We start from the raw sequence: 18,657 nt of genomic DNA on the forward strand, positions 1-18,657 counted from the left end.
CCGGGGCGGTTCTTGGGTCAGCCGACCGGCAGGGGTTCGCGGCGGGGCTGGACGGGGTCGGGGTGGTCGTCATCGTCGTCGTCGCCGTGGGAGAGCTGGGGGAGCCAGTTCAGCCAGCGGGGGAGGTACCAGTTCCAGTCGCCGAGCAGTTTCATCGTGGCGGGGAGCAGGACGGCGCGGATGATGGTGGCGTCGATGAGGATGGCGGCGGCGAGGCCTACGCCCATCTGCATGAAGGTGAGCAGGGACAGGGTGGCGAAGGTCGCGAAGACGGCGACCATGATCAAGGCGGCGCTGGTGACGACGCCCGCGGTGGTGCGGATGCCGAAGGCCACGGCGTCCTCGGTGCGCATTCCCCGGTCGAAGGCTTCGCGGATGCGGCTCAGGATGAAGACGTGGTAGTCCATCGACAGGCCGAACAGGATGACGAAGAGGAACAGGGGGAGCCAGTCGGTGATGGTTCCCGTCGAGGTGAAGCCGAGCAGGTCCTCGCCGTACCCGCGCTGGAAGACCAGGACCAGGACGCCGTAGGCGGCCGCCACCGAGAGCAGGTTGAGCAGGATCGCCTTGACGGCCACCACCAAGGAGCGGAACGAGACCAGGAGCAGCAGGAAGGCCAGCAGCAGGACGAAGCCGAACACCAGGGGCATGGTGCGGGCGAGTTGCTGGTTGAAGTCCATCGAGCCGGCGATCTCGCCGGTGACGTGCGCCGAACCCACCCCGGCCAGGGTCGCGGGGATGACCTGTTCGCGCAGGGTGCGGATCGCCTGTTCGGCGGTCGCGCCTTCACCCTTGATGCCGATGGTGACGCGGGCCACGGTCTTGTCGGGGTTGACGTCCACGTTGAACGGCTCGTTGGCCTGGCCGGTGGCCATCGCCTTGTCCTTGAAGGAGTCGATGGCGCTCTTGACCTCGGGTGTGGTCACGTCCGCGGCCTTGAGCACCACGACCGCGGGGGCGTTGCCGCCGGGGAACGCCGCGTCGATCCGCTTGTAGGTGTCGGCGATGGCGTAGTTGCCCTGCAGGTCGTCGATGGACTGCGGACCGGTGCGCAGGCCGAACGCGGGGATGGCGAGCGCGATCAGCAGGCCGCCCGCGATGACCACGGACACCAGCGGGTGACGCAGCACGGGGGTCAGGACGGCGTTCCACAGACGGCCCTCGCCGCCGCGCCCGAGCCGGCGTTCCCAGGTGACGCGGCCCCGGGTGACGGTGCGCACGGTGCCGTGGATCAGGCGAGCGTTGATCTTGTCGCCGATCAGGGACAGCAGCGCGGGCAGCACGGTGAGCGAGCCCGCCATGGCGACCAGCACCACGAGGATCGTGCCCTCGGCGAAGCCCATGAAGATGCCGTTGCCGGTGAGGAACATGCCGGCCATCGCGACGATCACCGTGATGCCGGAGATCAGCACGGCCCGTCCCGAGGTGGCCGCCGCGATCTCGATGGCCCGCCGCTTGTCGCGGCCCTTGGCGCGCTCCTCCCGTTCCCTGCGGATGTAGAACAGCGAGTAGTCCACGCCGACCGCGAGGCCGATCAGCAGCATGAGGTTCGGCGTGGCGGCGTCCACGTGCAGGAGCTGGCTGGTCAGCGCGAGCAGCCCGGTCGCGGCGATGATCGCGGTCATGGCCAGCGCCAGCGGCACCAGAGCGGCGAGCAGCGCGCCGAAGGCGGCGAGCAGGATGCCGAAGGTGATGGGCAGCGAGAGCTGTTCGGCCCGTACGAAGTCCTTGTCGATGGCCTCGCCGATGAGCTTGTCCCCGCTCGCCGAGCCCGCCTGCTCGATACGCAGGTCAGGGAAGCTCTTCTGCACACCGGCCACGGCGTCGAGCACCGGCTGCACCCGGTCGGCCGCCGTCTTGTTGTCGCCCTTCATGTCGAACTGCACGAGCGTGGTGTGCTTGTCCGGCGTGACCGGCGACGGCGGGTCGTCGTACGGCGTGCGGACGTTGGTGACCTGCCCGGTGGCGGTCACGGCGTCCTTCACCAGCGTGACGGCCTCACGGAACCGCGCGTCGGTGACCACCGGCCCGCTGCTCCCGGTCTGCACGAGCACGACCTCGCTCGCGACGTCCGGGAACTTCGCCCCGTCGAGGATGCGTCCCGCCTCGCGGGAGTCGCCGTTCGCGGTCTCGTACGCCTTCATCTGCGCCGTGCCGACGGCACTGCCCGCGATGGTGGCCACCGCGACGAACGCGATCCAGATCATGATCGCCGCCCACCGGTGCCGGGCACTCCACCCGCCCACGGACGCGGCCAGGTTTCTCCGCCGTCTCATCGTTGCTTTCCCCCAGCTCTGTTTTCTCCTGAAGGTAGAAGTGAGAAATGGGGGATACATCAGCCGAGAATGGCAATTGGCGGGTACTGCCCCAGGGGTAGGGCTCCGCACGCCGTCCGCCTGGAGACCTACGGGACCATCCCTAGGGGGAGACGGGGATACCGTCGGATCATGAATTTTCTGCCGGCGCATGTCTTCTACGCGCAACTGAACAAGACCGTCGCCGCCGCCGGCGCGCTCATCACCGACCCCGAGGGCCGGGTGCTCCTCGTGAAGCCCAACTACCGCGACCACTGGGGCTGGCCCGGCGGCCACGTGGACGAACACGAGACCCCTGACCAGGCCTGCGCCCGCGAGGTGACCGAGGAGGTCGGCCTCACCCTCCCGGTGGGCCGCCTGCTGGTCGTCCACTGGGTGGCCCCACGCGACGACCGCCCGATTCCCCTCATCCACTTCCTGTTCGACTGCGGTGAGGTGCCCGGGGACGAGGAGATCATCCTCCAGGAGGAGGAACTCGACGAGTACCGCTTCTTCGAGCCGAGCGAGGCGGCCGCCCTGCTCCCCGGCCACCTCGCCAAGCGCCTGCTCGCGTCCCTGACCGCCAGGAGCCAGGGGAGCACGATCTACCTCACCTGAGCGCGCAGGGCCGCCACATCAAGATCGGAGTCCCTGTCCCCGCGAGCGGCGCCAGGGCGAAGGCGGGGGTCAGCGGGCGGTGTCCAGTGCGGACACCAGCCGGTCGGTCAGCGCCACGAAGGTGGCCAGTTCGTCGTCGGACAGCGCGGCGAACCAGTCGGCCACCGCGGCGTGGTCGCCGTCGTCGCGGCCCGCCCAGTAGGCCCGGCTGGCGTCGGTGACCGACAGCAGCCTGCGCCGGCCGTCGGCGGGGTCGTCGAGCACGTCGAGCAGGCCCTTGCGCTGCAGTGCCTGCGCGAGCTGGGCGATGTTCTGGTGTGTGGTGCCCAGGGCGGCGGCCGCCTGTTTGAGTGACGGCGTGCCGAGCGCGGAGACGACCGTCAGCAGCGCGGCCTGCTGGGTGGTCAGGCCGTCGGCGCGCAGCCGTTCGTCCATCAGGTAGCGCAGGCGCTGAGCCAGGTAGAGGGTGGCGCGGAAGGCGTGGACGGGGGTGGTGAGCTCCTCGCCGAACAAGCCCGTATTGTCACGTCGGGACATAGTCAATATATTACCTATTCATGGGCGTCGAACACCAGATCGTGGTGATGCCGCACTGCGGCTACCTGTCCGAGACCTCCCGCATGATCGAGATCCACCGGGCGCTCGCGCGACGGGGCGCGAGCGTGCGGATGGCCACCCATGGAGGCACCTACGAGCCACTGCTGAGCGCCGCCGGGATCGAGTACGACATCGTCGGGCCGCACATGAGCCCGCGGCGTTCGGCCGAGGTCGTCGCCAACGCCACCGGCCTGGGCGACGTGCGGCAGAGCATCTACCCCGACGACGAGATGGAGACCTACGTCCGCGCCGAGGCGGAGTACTTCCGCACGCACGGCACGCGCACCGTCGTCACCGGATACACGCTGACCACCATGCTGTCGACCCGGCTGGCCGGCGCGGCGCTGGTCACCGAGCACGCCTGCTGCTGGGTGCCGGCCGCGTTCGAGCGCGGCCTGGTGCCGGCGCCCACCTTTCGCGCGGCCCGGTTCCTGCCCGGGCCGGTCGGCCGGTCGCTGGCCAACCGGGTGCTGCCGCGGACGCGGTTCTACTGCTCGGGGTTCAACCGCGTCGCCGCGAAGCTGGGCGTGGAGGGCGTGCCGAGCCTGGGTGCGCTGGTGCTCGGCGACCTGGCGCTGGTGCCCGAGGTTCCCGAGGTGTTCGGTGTGCCCGCCGCCGAGCTGGAGGCCTGGCGTCCGTCCGGGCGGCACCACCGGCGCACGACCCGGCTGCGGTACAGCGGGCCGCTGTACGCCCACCTCGACGTCCCCATGCCCGAGCACGTGCGGGCGTTCCTCGACCGGCCAGGCCCGGTCGTGTACGTCGCCGTCACCTCGACCTCGCCGCGCTTCGTCCGCCGGCTCGTGGCGGCGCTGCGGCCCCTGGACGTGCGCGTCCTGGTCGCGGGCACCGTGCACGACCTCGGCGACCTCGCCGACGAACAGGCGTGCGTCGGCGGGGTGCTGCCCAGCCACCTGGTCATGCCACGGGTGGACCTCGCCGTCACCGCGGGCGGCCAGGGCAGCGTGCAGACCGCCCTGGCCGCGGGCACACCGCTGGTGGGCCTGCCGCTGCACGCCGAGCAGGACCTCAACGTCGCGCTCGCGCAGCGGTGCGGCGCCGCTCTCCTGGTCGAGCCGTGGCGCGCGGGAACCGACCGGCTCACCCGGGCAGCCGGCCGGGTGCTGGCCGAACCGTCGTTCCGCGCCGCGGCCGGACACGTCCGCGACCTGTACGCCGCGGTGGACGGCCCCGGCAACGCCGCCGAGGCCGTGCTGGAGCTGACCGCGCACCGCTCGCCGGTATAGGTGCTCCGGCGGTCAGGGGGTGTAGACGTTCGGCCTGGGGGGCTCGGACATGCCGTTGCCGATGAAGAAGCTCGGGTGGGGAGGCTGGTTGTAGGCGGTGTTCTGCCAGGCGATGGCCACGCGGTACTGGGGGTCGTGCATCAGGGTGGTGATGCGGCGGTCGGTGGTCGAGGTGGTGGAGTAGACGCGGAGGGCACGGTTGTCGGAGGTGGGCCAGACGACCTCCTCGCGCCAGTCGCCCAGCAGGTCGCCGGAGAGGGACGGGGTGGCCTTGGTGCCGTTGTTGCTGTGGACGCCTGAAGCCGTGAGCAGGCGGGTGTCGCCGCCGGTGCCGTACTTGGCGATGTAGGTCTGGTCGAGCAGTTCGCGTACCGGGTCGCCGTCCCACCAGGCGAGGAAGTTGGCGGAGCCGGGCTTGTTGCCGATGTTGCGGCCCCTTGTGTCGAGGAGGCCGCTGGAGGCGGAGGACCAGGATTCGGCGCCTGCGCTGCCGGCGTAGACGTCGCCGGAGACGCCGCGGCCGTTGTCGCCGCTCGCGGGGGTGGTCCACAGGATCTGGCCGGTGCGGGCGTCGGCCATCCAGGAGCTCGGCTTGCTGGCGTCCTCGCTGACCTTGAAGACCTCCAGGCCGGAGCGGGACGGGTCCAGGTCGCCCACGTGCATGGCGTCGCCGTGGCCGTGGCCGGTGTTCCACAGGCCGCGGCCGGTGTCGTCCAGGGCCATCGCGCCGTAGATGATCTCGTCGCGGCCGTCGCCGTCCACGTCGGCGATCGAGAGGTTGTGGTTGCCCTGGCCGGCGTAGGCGCCGTTGCCCGACGAGTTGGAGTCGAAGCCCCAGCGGCGGGTCAGGGCGCCGCCGCGGAAGTCCCAGGCGACGATCACCGTGCGGGTGTAGTAGCCGCGGGCCATGATCAGGCTGGGCCGGCGGCCGTCCAGGTAGGCGGTGGCGGCGAGGAAGCGGTCCACGCGGTTGCCGTAGTTGTCGCCCCAGGACGAGACGGTGCCGCGGGGCGGGTCGTAGTTGACCGTGGACATGGCGGCGCCGGTCTGGCCGTTGAACATGGTGAGGTACTCGGGGCCGGCGAGCACGTAGCCGGAGGAGTTGCGGTGGTCGGCGGAGGAGCTGCCGATGACGCGGCCGGTGCCGTCCACGGTGCCGTCGGCGGTCTTCATCGCGACCTCGGCGCGGCCGTCGCCGTCGTAGTCGTACACCTGGAACTGCGTGTAGTGGGCGCCGGCGCGGATGTTGCGGCCGAGGTCGATGCGCCACAGGCGGGTGCCGTTCATGCGGTAGGCGTCCACGAAGACGTTGCCGGTGTAACCGGACTGCGAGTTGTCCTTGGCGTTGGACGGGTCCCACTTGAGGACGAACTCGTACCGGCCGTCGCCGTCGAGGTCGCCCACGCTCGCGTCGTTGGCGCTGTAGCTGTAGCTGACGCCGTCGGGAGTGGTGCCGCCGCCGGGCGGCTGGATGGGGACGTCGAGGTAGGAGCCGCCGGTGAAGCGCAGCGACGCCTCCGAGGCCGCCTGTTCGGCGCCGTTCACGACGGGCCGCACGGTGTACGACGCGTCGGACGCGGCGCCGTTGTCCAGATAGCTGGTGGCGCCGGTGAGGACCGAGGAGTTCACCTTGGTGGCGCCGCGGTAGAGGTTGAAGCCCACCCCCGCCGGGTCGGTGCCGAGCACCCGCCAGGAGACGAGGTTGCCGCTGCCGGAGCGCACGCTGATCAGGCCGCGGTCCAGCCGCTCGACCTGCTTGCCGTTGCTCGGTGTCGGTGTCGGGGTCGGCGTCGGGGTGACCGTCGGCGTGACGCTCGGCGTGACGGTCGGCGTCACCGTGGGGGTCACGGTCGGGGTCACGGTGGGTGTCGGGGTGGTGGTGGGGCCGGAGCCGCCGTCGCACAGCACGCCGTTCAAGGTGAACGATGCGGGCACCGGGTTGCTGGAGTTGTTCCACGAGGCGTTGAAGCCGAACGACACGTTCCCGCCGCTCGGGATGGAGGCGTTGTACCCGGCGTCGGCCGCGGTCACCTGGGCGCCGCTCTGGGTGACGGTGGTGTTCCACGCCTGGGTGACCTGCTGCCCGGCGCCGAAGCTCCACACCAGGCGCCACCCGCTGACCGGGTCCCCGAGGTTGTTGATGGTGACGTTGGCGCTGAACCCGCCGCCCCACTGGGTGGCGACGGTGTAACGCACCTCGCAGGCCACCGCGGCGGCGTTGGCGGTTAGTGACGTCACCGTCGCGGCCAGGGCGACGGCCGCGGCGGACAAGGTGACGGCCAGCCGGCGGACGGGGTGTTTCGCGCTCTCGCGCATGGCGATCCTTTCCGCGGCGCAATCGAAGCGCTTCGATTCGGGGAACCGGGAAGTCGGCACGAACGCCTACCAGCCGGTGATCTGCGCGAAACATAAGCGAAACCCCTGGAGGGCGCCATGGACGCCCCCCGCCGCCGCCACGGCACGCCGCGGGGTGCCGGGCTCACCTGGCGCTATCGCCAGGCCCGCCACCGGCGGAAACTGAAAATTACAGCGGCCCGTTCAGCGGGCTGGACGTTCAGGACGCCGGAAGGGTCTCCAGCAGTTCCCGCTCGAACCACGCGATGGTGCGGCGCAGCCCGGTCGTGACGTCGATCTCCGGAGTCCACCCGAGCCGGGCCGCCGCCAGCGAGGTGTCAGGCCGCCGCACCTCCGGGTCGTCCACCGGCCGGTCCACGAACGCGACGGGTGAGCGCGACCCGGTGAGCCGCCGGATCGTCATGGCCAGCGTCAGCATGGACAACTCCGCCGGGTTCCCGATGTTGACCGGCCCGGGGAAGTCGCTCGCGGCGAGGGCGAGCACGCCCCGCACGGTGTCGTCCACGTAGCAGATGGACCGGGTCTGCGTGCCGGTGCCGGTGACGGTCAGCGGCTCGCCGTGGATGGCCTGCCGCACGAACGTCGGGATGGCCCGGCCGTCGTGCGGCCGCATCCGGGGGCCGTAGGTGTTGAAGATGCGCACGATGGCGGTGTCCACGCCGTGGGAGTTGCGGTAGGCCGTGGTCAGCGACTCGGCGAACCGTTTGGCCTCGTCGTACACGCTGCGCGGCCCCACCGGGTTCACGTTCCCCCAGTACGTCTCCCGCTGCGGGTGCTCCAGCGGGTCGCCGTACACCTCGCTGGTGGACGCCAGCACGAACCTGGCGCCCTTCTCGCGGGCGAGCCCGAGCGCGTGCAGCGTGCCGACGCTGCCCACCTTGAGCGTGGCGATGGGGTGGCGCAGGTAGTCGGCGGGGGAGGCGGCCGAGGCGAAGTGCAGCACCAGGTCCACCGGGCCCGGCACGTGGACGTACCCGGTGAGGTCGCACTCGACCAGCCGGAAGCGCGGCCGGCCGAGCAGGTGCTCCACGTTGGCGGGTGACCCGGTGAGGAAGTTGTCCATGCAGACGACGGACGCCCCCTCGGAGAGCAGCCGCTCGCACAGATGCGACCCGAGGAACCCCGCGCCCCCGGTCACCAGCACCCGCCGCGCGCTCATCGGGACCCCGCCGGCCACGTGCCGCGCCTCATGGCCAGGACGTCTCTGTGTCGGGGCACACCACCAGCTCGCGGACCTCGCAGCCCGGCGGCTGGCCGAGGGCGAACACGATGGCGGCGGCGACGTCCTCGGGCTGGTTGAGGCGGGCACCGGGCCCCGGCCGGTACTGTTCCTCGCGGCCGTCGAAGAAGCCGGTGCGCATGCCGCCCGGCACCAGCAGCGTCACCCCGACCCGCCCGGCCGTCTCGGTGGCGAGCGCCCGGGTGAAGCCGACGACACCCGACTTGGCGGCGCAGTACGCGGTCGCGTCGCCCACCGCGCGCAGGCCTAGCGTCGAGGCGACGGTCACCACCCGCCCGCCCGAGCGTTCCAGGTACGGCAGCGCGGCGCGCACCACGGACACGGTGCCGAACAGGTTGACCCGCACGACGCGCTCCCACTCCTCCCCGGGCACCCGCTCCAGCGGCCCGCACCGGTCGATCCCGGCGGCCGTCACCACGCCGTCCAGCCCACCGGCCCGTTCGGCCAGCTCCCTTACCGCCCGTTCGGCCTGCTCGCGGTCGCCGACGTCCGCGACGACGTGATCGGCGCCGTTCTCCGCCGGTGCCAGGTCGATCACCAGCGGGCGCCCGCCGGCCTTGGCGACGGCGGTCGCGGCGGCCCTGCCCAGGCCCGACGCCCCGCCGGTGATCAGCACGTTCCCGATCATCCGATACTCCTTCGGTCGCGGGGGCCGGTCCGACGGCCGTGATCGCCGTCACGTCCCAGCGTGGCGGGCGGTCCCCGCCGCGGGCACCCCCGTAAGGGCGGGTCTAGGGGGTCACATCACTTCCTGCGCGGCGGCGATGAGGCCGGTCGTGGAGTGGCCCGGCACGCTGGGCAGCACCACGACGTCGCCACCGCACCGGCGGACCGCCGCGGCCTCGGGCAGCTCGAGGCCCGTGTAGTCGCCGCCCTTGACCCACACGTCGGGGCGCAGCCGCTCGATCAGGACGTTCGGGGTGTCCTCGGTGAACACCGCTACCCCGTCCACGCAGCCGAGCGCCCGCAGGATCTCCACCCGGTCCCGCTCGGCCACCACCGGACGGCCGGGGCCCTTCAGCCTGCGCACCGACTCGTCGGAGTTGACGCACACGATGAGCGCGTCCCCGAGGGCCCGTGCCTGGCGCAGCAGGCTGACGTGCCCGGCGTGCAGCAGGTCGAAGCACCCGCCGGTCGCGACGAGCGTGCCGCCGGACGCGCGGGTCACCGCGGCGAGCTCCAGTGCCGTGCGCGGCAGCTCCGGCGGCGCGGGCTCGGGCAGGCGGATCGCGGAGGCGCCGCCCGTCCGCACGAAACGGGTGGCCTCGGCGACGGCCTCACGCACCGCCTCCTCGGCGTCCGCGCCGTCGCGCAGCGCGAGCACCGCGGCGGCGGCGAACCGGTCGCCCGCTCCGCAGGTGTCGTACCCGGTGGCGGGCGCCGGCGAGGGGACGCGCAGGGTGTGCCCGCGGGCGGTCGCGAGCACGGCGCCCGCGCCGCCGAGCGTGACGGCCACGGCCGCCGCGTGCAGTTCGCGGGCCAGTCCGCGTGCCGCCAGCTCCGGCAGGGGGTACGGCCGGGCGCACAGCTCCGCGGCCTCCCTCTCGCTCGGGGTGACCAGGGCGCAGCCCGGGACGGGCAGCGACCCCGCCGGGTGCGGGTCCCACACCAGCGGCATGGTCAGGCAGCCGAGCAGGTCCCGCACGGCCTCCGCGGTGCCCCGGCCGTAGTCGGACACCAGCACCGCGCCCGCGTGCCGCAGCACCCGCGCGGCCCGCCCGCCTTCAGGGCCGCACCACGCGCGGCCGTCCCCGGTGTCCACCCGCAGCAGGGTCTGGCCCCGGGCGCGCACCCGCGTCTTGCGCGCGGTGGTGCCGCGCAGGGGCAGCCGTACGACCTCGGCGAACCCCGACAGCAGGCCGCGCAGGCAGCGTCCCGCGCCGTCCTCCCCGAGCGCGGTGATCAGCACGACGTCGGCGCCCGCGCGGGCCGCGAGCAGCGCCGCGAGGCCTGCCCCGCCGGGCCGCCGCCGTTCCGCCACCCCGCGCACCACCGGCACCGGCGCGTCCGGGCAGAGCCGGTCGGCGTCCCCCTCGACGTCCACGTCCAGCAACGAGTCCCCGACCACCACGATCGGCCCGACGGCGCTCACGCCGCCTCCTCGCGGGGCGCGCCTCGGCCCGCTCATGCCACCGCCTCCTCGATCACGTCGCACAACATGTGGATCACCGCCAGGTGGACCTCCTGGACGGTCGCGGTGTCCCGGGACGGCACCGCGACGGCCTCGTCGCACAGCGAGGCGAGCGGGTTCGGCGCCTTCCCGGTGAGCGCCCACGTCAGCAGGCCCTCGGTGCGGCCCGCGGCCGCCGCGGCGAGCACGTTGCCGCTCGACCCGCTGGTGGACAGGCAGATGAGCACGTCCCCCGGCCTGCCGTGGGCGCGCACCTGCCGGGCGTACACCTCGTCGGCGCCGAAGTCGTTGGCGATGGCCGTCGCCGCCGAGGTGTCGGCGTGCAGCGGGATCGCCGCGTAGGGTGCCCGGTCGGCGCGGAACCGGCCCACGAGCTCCGCGGTGAGGTGCTGCGCCTCGGCGGCCGACCCGCCGTTCCCGCAGGCCAGCAGCCGCCCGCCCCCGGCGAGCACGGCCGCGAGCTTGCGGCCCCAGATGTGGATGCGCGGCGTCTCGACGCTGACCGCGGCCAGCGCGCCTCTCAGCCGCACCAGATGCGGATGCATGGCCTCACCCCTCCGCCGTCGCGAGGCGGCCGGTGCTCATCCCGGCGAGACTCCGGTACACCGACTCGGTGCGCGCCGCCACCTGCGGCCAGCCGTACCGCGTCCGCGCGCGGCGCAGCCCGGCGGCGGCGAGGGCCGCGCGCCGCTCCGGGCAGCCGAGCAGGTCGCGCAGCGCCTTGGCGACGGCGCGGGGACGGCGGGGCGGCACCAGCACGCCGCACCCGGTGACGGTGTCCAGGTGGCCGCCGACCGCGGAGGCGACCACCGGCACCCCGCAGGCCATCGCCTCCACCGGGACCATGCCGAACGGCTCGTACCACGGCACGGTCACCACGACCCGCACCGACCGCATGAGGGCGGGCACGTCGGCCCTGGCGACGCTCCCGATGAGGCGCACCCGCCCGGCGAGGCCGGACGCCGACGCGAGGGCCCGCAGCCGCAGCCACTCGGCGTCCCCGGGTTCGCCGCCCGCCACGATGAGCCGTGCCTCCGGCACCCGGGGCAGCGCCTCGATGACGGTGTCCACGCCCTTGCGTGGCACCAGCCGGCCGATGCTCAGCACCTGCTGGCCGGCGGGCCGCGCGGCCGGGCCGTCCGGGCGGAACAGCGCGAGGTCCACGCCGCACGGCACCACGGTGACCCGTTCCGGTGGCACGCCCATCGCGACCAGCTCACGTACCTCGTCGGTGCAGGTGGCGATGATCGCGGCCGCCCGGCGGCCGATGTCGCGTTCGACCGCGAGCCGTTCTGGCGGGCTGGTGTCGGCGGCGCCCTGCCAGCGGCGCTTCACCGTGCCGAGGGCGTGGAAGGTCTGCACCACGGGCACGCCGAGCCAGGTGGCGGCGTTGAGCGCGGCCATGCCGCTCATCCAGAAGTGCGCGTGCGCGACGTCCGGCCGCTCCCGGCCCCAGCGGCGGGCCAGCCAGGCGGCGAACGCCGGCATGTGCGGCGGCAGCGCGTCCTTCGGCAGCGGCTCGGGCGGCCCGGCGGGCACGTGCTCCACCACGGCGCCGGGCGCCAGCGGCACCGGGGCGTCCTGGCCCCTCGCCGTCCTGCGGGTGTACACCGTCACCTCGTGGCCGAGGGCGGCGAGCGCGGTGGCGAGCCCGGCGACGTGCACGTTCTGCCCGCCCGCGTCCACCCCGCCGATCGCGGCCAGCGGGTCCGCGTGTTCCGACACCATGGCGATCCTCATCGCACCCCCTCGGGCAGCGCCCCCGCCGTGCCGTCCCCGCCGTCCGCCGGGATGAGCGTGGGGGCGGTCGCGTGGCGCAGCACGCCGGGGGCCGAGGTGGCGACGAGCTCGCGCACCGTCGCCACCACCTGCTCGCTGGTCACCGAGGACAGGCAGGGGTGGCCGGGCACCGGGCACACCCGGGCGCGGGTGCCCCGGCACGGCGCGTCCTGGTCGCCGAGCAGCGCCACCGGCACCCGGTACGGCGCCCAGCGCGCCGCCGGGACGACCGGGGCGAACAGGCTGACCACCGGCGTGCCGACCGCCGCCGCCAGGTGGGCGGGGCCGGTGTTGGCCACCACGACCGCCGCCGCGCCGGCGAGCACCGCGGCGAGCTCGTGCAGCGTCGTCACCCCGCCGAGGTCCGCGCCGTACGCCCCGGCGACCTGCGCGGTGAGCGCCTGCTCGTCGGGGTCGCCGGTGACGACGACCCGCAGGCCGCCGAGCACCAGCTCCCGTACCGCGCGGGCGTGGTGCCCGGCGGGCCAGGCGCGGGCCGGGGCCGAGGTGCCCGGGTGCACGACCACGTACCCCGGCGGGCCGGTGAGGTGCTCCACCGGGGGCAGCGGGCGCCGCACGTCCAGCGCGCCGTCGTCGCCGGCGGGCAGCTCGAAGCCCGCCTCGCGCACCAGGGCCAGCATGCGCAGCGCCTCGGGCACGTCGCCGGTCTCGTCCACGATGTGCCGGACGTCGAGCAGCGAACCGGGGTAGTCCTCGCTGATGGCGGCGATGCGGGGCACGCCCGCGAGGCGCAGCAGCAGGGCCAGCGGCAGCGACGACTGGTGGAACGACGTGAGGATCACCGCCGTGTCCGGGGCCACGTCGCGCACCATGGCGACCAGGCCCTCGGCGTGCTCGGGCGTCAGCGGCCGCGGGTCGGGGTCGATCCATGGCGCCCGCCACTCCAGCACCTGGTCCACCCCCGGCAGCAGCCCCGCCGCCGCCGTCCCGTTCGGCCCGGTCAGCACCACGACCCGCTCGGCACCCGCCGCGACGGCCCGGATCGCCGGGCCGGCAAGCAACACGTCCCCGGCGTTGTCCAGCCGCGCCACCAGCACGGTCCCCGCGCCGCGCGTCACCGGCGCACCCGCAGTTCGCCGCGCAGCCGGTGGACGCAGGCGAGCGGAGGGATCACCACGCTGGTGACGGCCATCCGCACCACCTCCTCCGGGGTACGGGGCCCCGGCGCGAGCCGTGCCCAGGCGAACTCGGCCGTCAGTCCCAGCCACCCGGCCCACGCCACCAGCGCCCCCACGGCGGCCCTGCGTCCCCGCTCGCCGTCGCCGCGCGAGGCCGCGGCGGCCACGCCGAGGACGCACGAGAGCACACCGAGCGCGGTGGTCGCGGCGTGCCGGGCCAGCCTGCCGGGGACGCCGCCGACGGCGGCCCGCCAGCCCGCGCCGTGCACCCGGCGCATCAGGGCGTCGTCGGCGTTGCCCCGCTGGGCGCGCACGCTGGTCCAGAACCCGTCGTCCCGCACCGGGTGGTGGGTCACCCGGCGGCCCTTGACCAGGCGGTACCCGGCGCGCATCAGCCGCAGCGCCAGATCGGCGTCCTCGCGGTACGCCCGGGGGAACCGCTCGTCGAACCCTCCGGCCCGCTCGAGCGCGACCCTCCGGTACGCCATGTCCGCGGTCACCCAGCCCGCCCCGGCCAGGCCCGCCGTGTTGCGCTCGGCGTCGTTCGGCCGCCGTCCCTCAGGCAGCGGCACCACCAGCCGGCCCTGGCTGCCCGCGACGTCCGGCGGCAGGTCGGCGAGGTCGGCGGCCAGGTCCCGCACCCATCCCGGCTGCGGCACCACGTCGTCGTCCAGGAACGCGATCCACCGGGTGCGGGCCGCCCGCCACCCCGCGTTGCGCGCCGCCGCCGGGCCACGGCCTCCCGTGCGCAGCACCTGCACGTGGCCGGGCACCTTCAGCTCCGGGCAGAACCGCGGCCGGTCGTCCACCACGATGACCGGCGTGCCGGAGCCGAGCGCGGCCAGTGTGCGGCTCAGGCTGCGCCGCCCGACGGTGGGGATCACGACGGTGATCACGGGGCACCCCGGCTCACGCCGGCCGCCCGCGCGGCGCGCCGGTCCTTCTTGCGGACGCCTCTGGCGACGCTCCGCGTGCGTACGTCGATCATGCGGAGTACACCTCCCCGCGGCGCACCAGGTACGGCCCGAGCACGAGCACGTCGACCGGTGCGGATCCGAAACATTCGAGCGCGTCGCGGGGGTCGTCCACCATGGGGCGCCCCGCCGTGTTCAGGCTGGTGTTGACCAGCACCGGCAGGCCGGTGCGGGCCTCGAACTCGGTGAGCAGCCGGGCCAGCAGCGGCTCGGACGCACGGTCCACGGTCTGGGCCCGCGCCGTGCCGTCGACGTGCACCACGGCGGGCAGGCGGTCGCGCCACTCGGGGCGCACGTCGTGCACGAACAACATGTACGGGCTCGGCAGCGGGCCGCGCTCGAAGACCTCCCCGGCCCGTTCGGCGAGCACCATGGGGGCGACCGGGCGGAACGGCTCGCGGCCCTTGACCGCGTTCAGCCGGTCGCTGTTCGCGGCCCGTCCCGGGTGGGCGAGCAGCGACCGGTGGCCGAGCGCGCGGGGGCCGTACTCCGACCGCCCCTGGAACCACGCCACGACGCGGTCCGCGGCCAGCTCGGCCGCCACCGCCGCCGCGAGGTCGGCGGGCCGCCGGTGGGGGACGCCCGCGGTGGTCAGCCACGCGGCGAGCTCCTCGTCGGTCCACTCCCGTCCGAGGTCCGCCCCCGGCATGGGCGCCACCGGCTCGCCGTGCAGCCGCGCCAGGTGTAGCGCCCCGCCGAGCGCCGTCCCGGCGTCCCCGGCCGCCGGCTGCGCCCAGACGTGCTCGAACGGCCCCTCGCGCAGCAGCCGCGTGTTGGCCACGCAGTTGAGCGCCACGCCGCCCGCCATCGTCAGGCACCGCTCGCCGGTGCGCTCGTGCAGCCACCCCGCCAGCTCCAGCAGCACCTCCTCCAGCCGCCGCTGCACGCTGGCCGCGAGGTCCGCCTGCTCCGCCGTCCAGTTGCCGTCGCCGGTGCCCGCCTTGGCGTAGACGCTCCAGTCGACCGGCTCCACGCGGAACCCGCCGTCCCCCGTGGTGTGGATCAGCTCACGCAGCTCGCCGAGGTGGCGCGGCTCGCCGTACGCCGCGAGCGCCATGACCTTGTACTCGTCGCTTGACCGCTGGAACCCGAGGTGCGCCGTCACCTCCTCGTACATCAGCCCGAGCGAGTGCGGCAACTCCTGCGCCGCGAGCACGCTCAGGTCCCCGTCCCGGTACACCCCGGCGAGGTGCGACACGGCCTCGCCCCGCCCGTCGCACACCAGCACCGCCGAACGCCGGTACGGCGCCGCCAGCCCCGCCGACGCCGCGTGCGCGACGTGGTGCGGCACGAACGTCACCCGCGCCCCGTCCAGCCCCGGCAACGCCGTCGCGAGGAACGCGGGGGCCCGCCGCGCGTAGGTGGTCCGCAGCTCCTCCCACCCCGCGTCCAGCCCGGCCGTCCCCTCCCGCACCAGCTCCGGGTCGTACGAGTACGCCACCCCGTCCAGGTCCTCCGCCCGCAACCCCGCCCGCTTGAGGCACCACGCCGCCGCCCGCTCCGGCAACTCCCACGCCGAGAACGCCACCGGCCTCTTGCCGTGCTTACGCCGGCTGAACCGCTCCTCCTCCGCCGCCGCGACGACTTCCCCGTCCACGACCAGCGCCGCGGCTGGGTCGTGGAATATGGCGTTGATCCCGAGAAACCGCATCGGCATACCTCCGTAAGGCCGCGATGGTCTGGTTACCGAGAGAAGCGGTGGTCAAACGCCGCTTTGCGCATACCACGAGGTAGAAAGGCCGAGAATCTTGAACTTAGTCACTCTAAGTGATTATTTCTGGTTTCCCTGCCCTTGTTCTCCTGATCGCCCCGGCCCGTCGCGGCCTCCATCGCGTACACATGGCCGGTCCCGTCCCCGACGTACACGGTGCCGTCCGCGACGGCCGGACCGGACACGGCGGCTCCCCGGGTGTAGGTGTGCCAGCGCGCATGACCGGTGGCGGCGTCCAGCGCGTACACCGCGCCGCCGGTGGTGGCGGCGTGGACGATGCCGCCCGCCACCACCGGAGTGGTCCACCCGCCGCTGAACCGGCTGATCGGGGTGTAGGTCCACAGGGAACGGCCCGTGGCGGCGTCCAGCGCGTACAGCGAACGGTCGTCGCTGCCGGCGTAGACGGCACCGCCCGCCACGCGGGGGCCGTGCTCCACTGCCGCTCCGGTGCCCAGGCTCCAGCGCACGGCGCCGGTGGTGGCGTCCAGCGCGTACACCCGCCGGTCGTGGCTGCCGACGTACACCGTGCCGTCCGCGACCGCGGGCCCGCCGCCGACGGCCCCCGCCGTGGCGCTGATCCAGCGCACGGCGCCGGTCGCGGCGTCCAGCGCGTACACGTGGCGGTCGTGACTTCCGGCGTAGACGACGCCTCCGGCCACCGCCGGACCGCAGGACACGACGTCCCCGGTGGTGAAGCTCCAGACGCCCTCGCCGGTCGTGGCGGCGAACGCGTGCACACGACGGTCGTCGCCGCCGACGTAGACGACGCCTCCGGCCACCGCCGGGCCGGAGCGGACGGGGCGACCGGTCGTGCGGGACCAGACGACCCGGCCGGTCGCGACGTCCAGCGCGTAGACCTTGCCGTCGTCACTGCCGACGTAGAGGAGATCGTCCGCCACGGCCGGGCAGGACCGCACCGTGCCCGCCGTCCTGCGCGTCCACACCACGCGGCCGTCGGCGGCGTCCAGCGCGTACACCTTGCTGTCGCAGCCCACGTAGACGGTGCCGTCCGCCACCGCCGGGCCGGCGTGGACGGCGCCGCCGAGCTTGCGTGTCCACCCGGTCCTCCGGGCACTCGGCGCTGGGGTGGCGCGCGGCCGTGGCGGCGGGGTGACGGGCCGGGGCGGGGCCGGGACCCGTCGCCCTCCCGCCCAGCCGACGATCGCCGCGGTGACCGGCACCAGCAGCGACGCCAGGCCCGCGAGGTCGGCCGCGGTCTCCAGGCCCCACGCGCGCAGGGCGAACCACAGGGCCGCTCCGAGGGCGCAGAACGCCAGGGCCGCGGCCGTCCACCGCCACATGTCAGGAGGTCCCTCCGGTGAGGGCCCCGGTGACGATCTCGGCGGTGTGCTCGGGGCCGTAGCCCGTGCGTCGGTCACCTGACCCGAGGCGGACGACGACGGTGTCGGAGGACGGGTCGACCTGGATGATCTGGCCGCCGAGGCCGATGGCCCAGTACATGTCCGGGGGCGCGGACGGCACCAGCCGGGAGGGGCTGGTGCGTTCGCTCTCCTGCCGGGTGGTGGCGCGGAGCGGGCCCGCGACCGTGCCTTCGGCGTTGATCCACCACAGGTACCCGTAGGCGGCGTTGATGTCCTGGGACGGGCGGGTGGTCGCGGCCCTCACCCAGCTCTCCGGCACCAGCCGTTCGCCGTCCCACTTGCCGCCGCGCAGGAACAGCAGGCCGAAACGGGCCAGGTCCTCGCAGGTCGACCGCAGGCCGGTGTACATGGTGGTGTTGCCCGACAGGTCCCGCGTCATCTCCGAGTGACGCATGCCGAGCGGGCCGAGGAGCCGCTCGCGCGCGTAGTCCGCCGGGTCCTTGCCCGTCGCCTGGCGCAGCACCGCCTCCAGCGTCTGGATCGCGGCGTTGTTGTACGCCCAGACCTTCCCGGGTGCGGCGTCCTGCGGCAGACCGATCGCGAAGCCCGTGCGGTCGGCCGCCCGGCCGAGGCCGCTGTAGTCGGTGGTCAGGTCCCAGTGGCGGCCGGAGTCGTTGCCGAGGACGTTCCTGACGCGCACGTCCTTCGCCGCCGTCTTCCTCCACCGGGGGATGTACCGCGCCATCGGGTCGTCGATGTCGAGCAGGCCCTCCTCCTGCGCGATGCCGACCAGGGTGCTCGTGTACGACTTGGTGACGGAGAAGACCTCGTGGGCGGACGTGGCGGCGCCGTTCCAGTACCAGTCGGCCACGATCTGTCCGTGGCGCACCACGACCAGGCAGTTCGACTCCATCGCACGGGCCCGCTCGGCGATCCCGGCCAGCTTCCGCGGGTCGAAGCCGGCCTCCCGGGCGTCCCCCCGTGCCCAGGCGGGCCCGGGATAGCCGGAGCCGGGGGCCGGGTGCGGGGACGCCGCTGTGCTCGGCGTCGTGCGCGCGGCCGGTGTGCTCGGTGCCGTGCGCGCGGCCGGTGTGCCGGCGCGGGCCCCTGGATCAGGAGCCGTGCATCCGGTCGCGGCGAGCAGGAGCGCCACGACCGCCGCGGCCAGGCGACGGTGAGGCGGTGACGCCGGGTGTTCCATCACCCACCTCTTCCGGTGAGCACGACGGCCGTGCGACGTGTCCCCTGAT

15 protein-coding genes are annotated in these 18,657 nt (G+C 74.1%); 2 read left to right on the forward strand and 13 right to left on the reverse strand.

The window, feature by feature from the left end:
- Positions 1-17: 17 nt before the first annotated feature.
- Positions 18-2,276, reverse strand: coding sequence for an MMPL family transporter (locus ABGB17_RS10260; protein WP_347627812.1), 2,259 nt, complete (start codon positions 2,274-2,276; stop codon positions 18-20).
- Positions 2,277-2,447: 171 nt separating this feature from the next.
- Between ABGB17_RS10260 and ABGB17_RS10265 the strand changes: the two genes are divergently transcribed.
- Positions 2,448-2,912, forward strand: coding sequence for an NUDIX hydrolase (locus ABGB17_RS10265; protein ID WP_347627814.1), 465 nt, complete (start codon positions 2,448-2,450; stop codon positions 2,910-2,912).
- Positions 2,913-2,981: 69 nt separating this feature from the next.
- Here ABGB17_RS10265 and ABGB17_RS10270 read toward each other — a convergent pair whose 3' ends face one another.
- Positions 2,982-3,449 carry a MarR family transcriptional regulator gene (locus ABGB17_RS10270; RefSeq protein WP_347627816.1) on the reverse strand — a complete coding sequence of 156 codons (468 nt, stop codon included), beginning with the start codon at positions 3,447-3,449 and terminating at the stop codon, positions 2,982-2,984.
- A 20-nt stretch (positions 3,450-3,469) separates the two neighbouring features.
- Here ABGB17_RS10270 and ABGB17_RS10275 point away from each other — a divergent pair, with 20 nt between their 5' ends.
- Positions 3,470-4,756, forward strand: a complete 1,287-nt coding sequence (locus ABGB17_RS10275) for a glycosyltransferase (RefSeq protein ID WP_347627818.1) — start codon at positions 3,470-3,472, stop codon at positions 4,754-4,756.
- 12 nt (positions 4,757-4,768) lie between these two features.
- On the opposite strand, the gene ABGB17_RS10280 is transcribed toward ABGB17_RS10275, so the two are convergent.
- The 11 genes from ABGB17_RS10280 to ABGB17_RS10330 all read right to left on the reverse strand — a co-directional run bounded on the left by ABGB17_RS10280 (position 4,769) and on the right by ABGB17_RS10330 (position 18,608).
- The gene (locus tag ABGB17_RS10280) at positions 4,769-7,072 is read right to left on the reverse strand and encodes a cellulose binding domain-containing protein (RefSeq protein ID WP_347627820.1); all 2,304 of its coding nucleotides are present in this window, start codon (positions 7,070-7,072) and stop codon (positions 4,769-4,771) included.
- A gap of 238 nt (positions 7,073-7,310) precedes the next feature.
- Complete coding sequence (locus ABGB17_RS10285; protein WP_347627873.1) at positions 7,311-8,270, reverse strand: UDP-glucuronic acid decarboxylase family protein; 960 nt, start codon at positions 8,268-8,270, stop codon at positions 7,311-7,313.
- Between the two features lie 28 nt (positions 8,271-8,298).
- A complete protein-coding gene (locus ABGB17_RS10290; RefSeq protein ID WP_347627822.1) occupies positions 8,299-8,979 on the reverse strand; it encodes an SDR family oxidoreductase in 681 nt (226 codons plus the stop codon).
- 111 nt (positions 8,980-9,090) lie between these two features.
- Positions 9,091-10,443 (reverse strand): D-glycero-beta-D-manno-heptose 1-phosphate adenylyltransferase, encoded by a 1,353-nt coding sequence (gene rfaE2, locus ABGB17_RS10295; protein WP_347627824.1) that lies wholly within the window; start codon positions 10,441-10,443, stop codon positions 9,091-9,093.
- A gap of 32 nt (positions 10,444-10,475) precedes the next feature.
- Entirely contained in the window at positions 10,476-11,027 is a 552-nt protein-coding gene (locus ABGB17_RS10300; RefSeq protein WP_347627826.1) for an SIS domain-containing protein, read from the reverse strand.
- 4 nt (positions 11,028-11,031) lie between these two features.
- On the reverse strand, positions 11,032-12,222 hold the full coding sequence (locus tag ABGB17_RS10305) for a glycosyltransferase (protein ID WP_347627828.1): 1,191 nt from the start codon (positions 12,220-12,222) through the stop codon (positions 11,032-11,034).
- Positions 12,219-13,340, reverse strand: coding sequence for a glycosyltransferase family 9 protein (locus tag ABGB17_RS10310; protein ID WP_347627830.1), 1,122 nt, complete (start codon positions 13,338-13,340; stop codon positions 12,219-12,221). Before ABGB17_RS10310 ends, ABGB17_RS10305 begins: the two co-directional genes overlap by 4 nt.
- Positions 13,337-14,296, reverse strand: coding sequence for a glycosyltransferase (locus tag ABGB17_RS10315; protein WP_347627832.1), 960 nt, complete (start codon positions 14,294-14,296; stop codon positions 13,337-13,339). The genes ABGB17_RS10310 and ABGB17_RS10315 overlap by 4 nt, the downstream gene beginning before the upstream one ends.
- An 88-nt stretch (positions 14,297-14,384) precedes the next feature.
- Complete coding sequence (locus ABGB17_RS10320) at positions 14,385-16,025, reverse strand: carbamoyltransferase C-terminal domain-containing protein (RefSeq protein WP_347627834.1); 1,641 nt, start codon at positions 16,023-16,025, stop codon at positions 14,385-14,387.
- 107 nt (positions 16,026-16,132) lie between these two features.
- Entirely contained in the window at positions 16,133-17,386 is a 1,254-nt protein-coding gene (locus ABGB17_RS10325) for a PQQ-binding-like beta-propeller repeat protein (protein WP_347627836.1), read from the reverse strand.
- Between the two features lies 1 nt (position 17,387).
- Positions 17,388-18,608, reverse strand: coding sequence for a serine hydrolase (locus ABGB17_RS10330; RefSeq protein ID WP_347627839.1), 1,221 nt, complete (start codon positions 18,606-18,608; stop codon positions 17,388-17,390).
- Positions 18,609-18,657 lie beyond the last annotated feature (49 nt).

This window comes from Sphaerisporangium sp. B11E5 (genome assembly GCF_039871875.1).
Taxonomy (GTDB): domain Bacteria; phylum Actinomycetota; class Actinomycetes; order Streptosporangiales; family Streptosporangiaceae; genus Sphaerisporangium.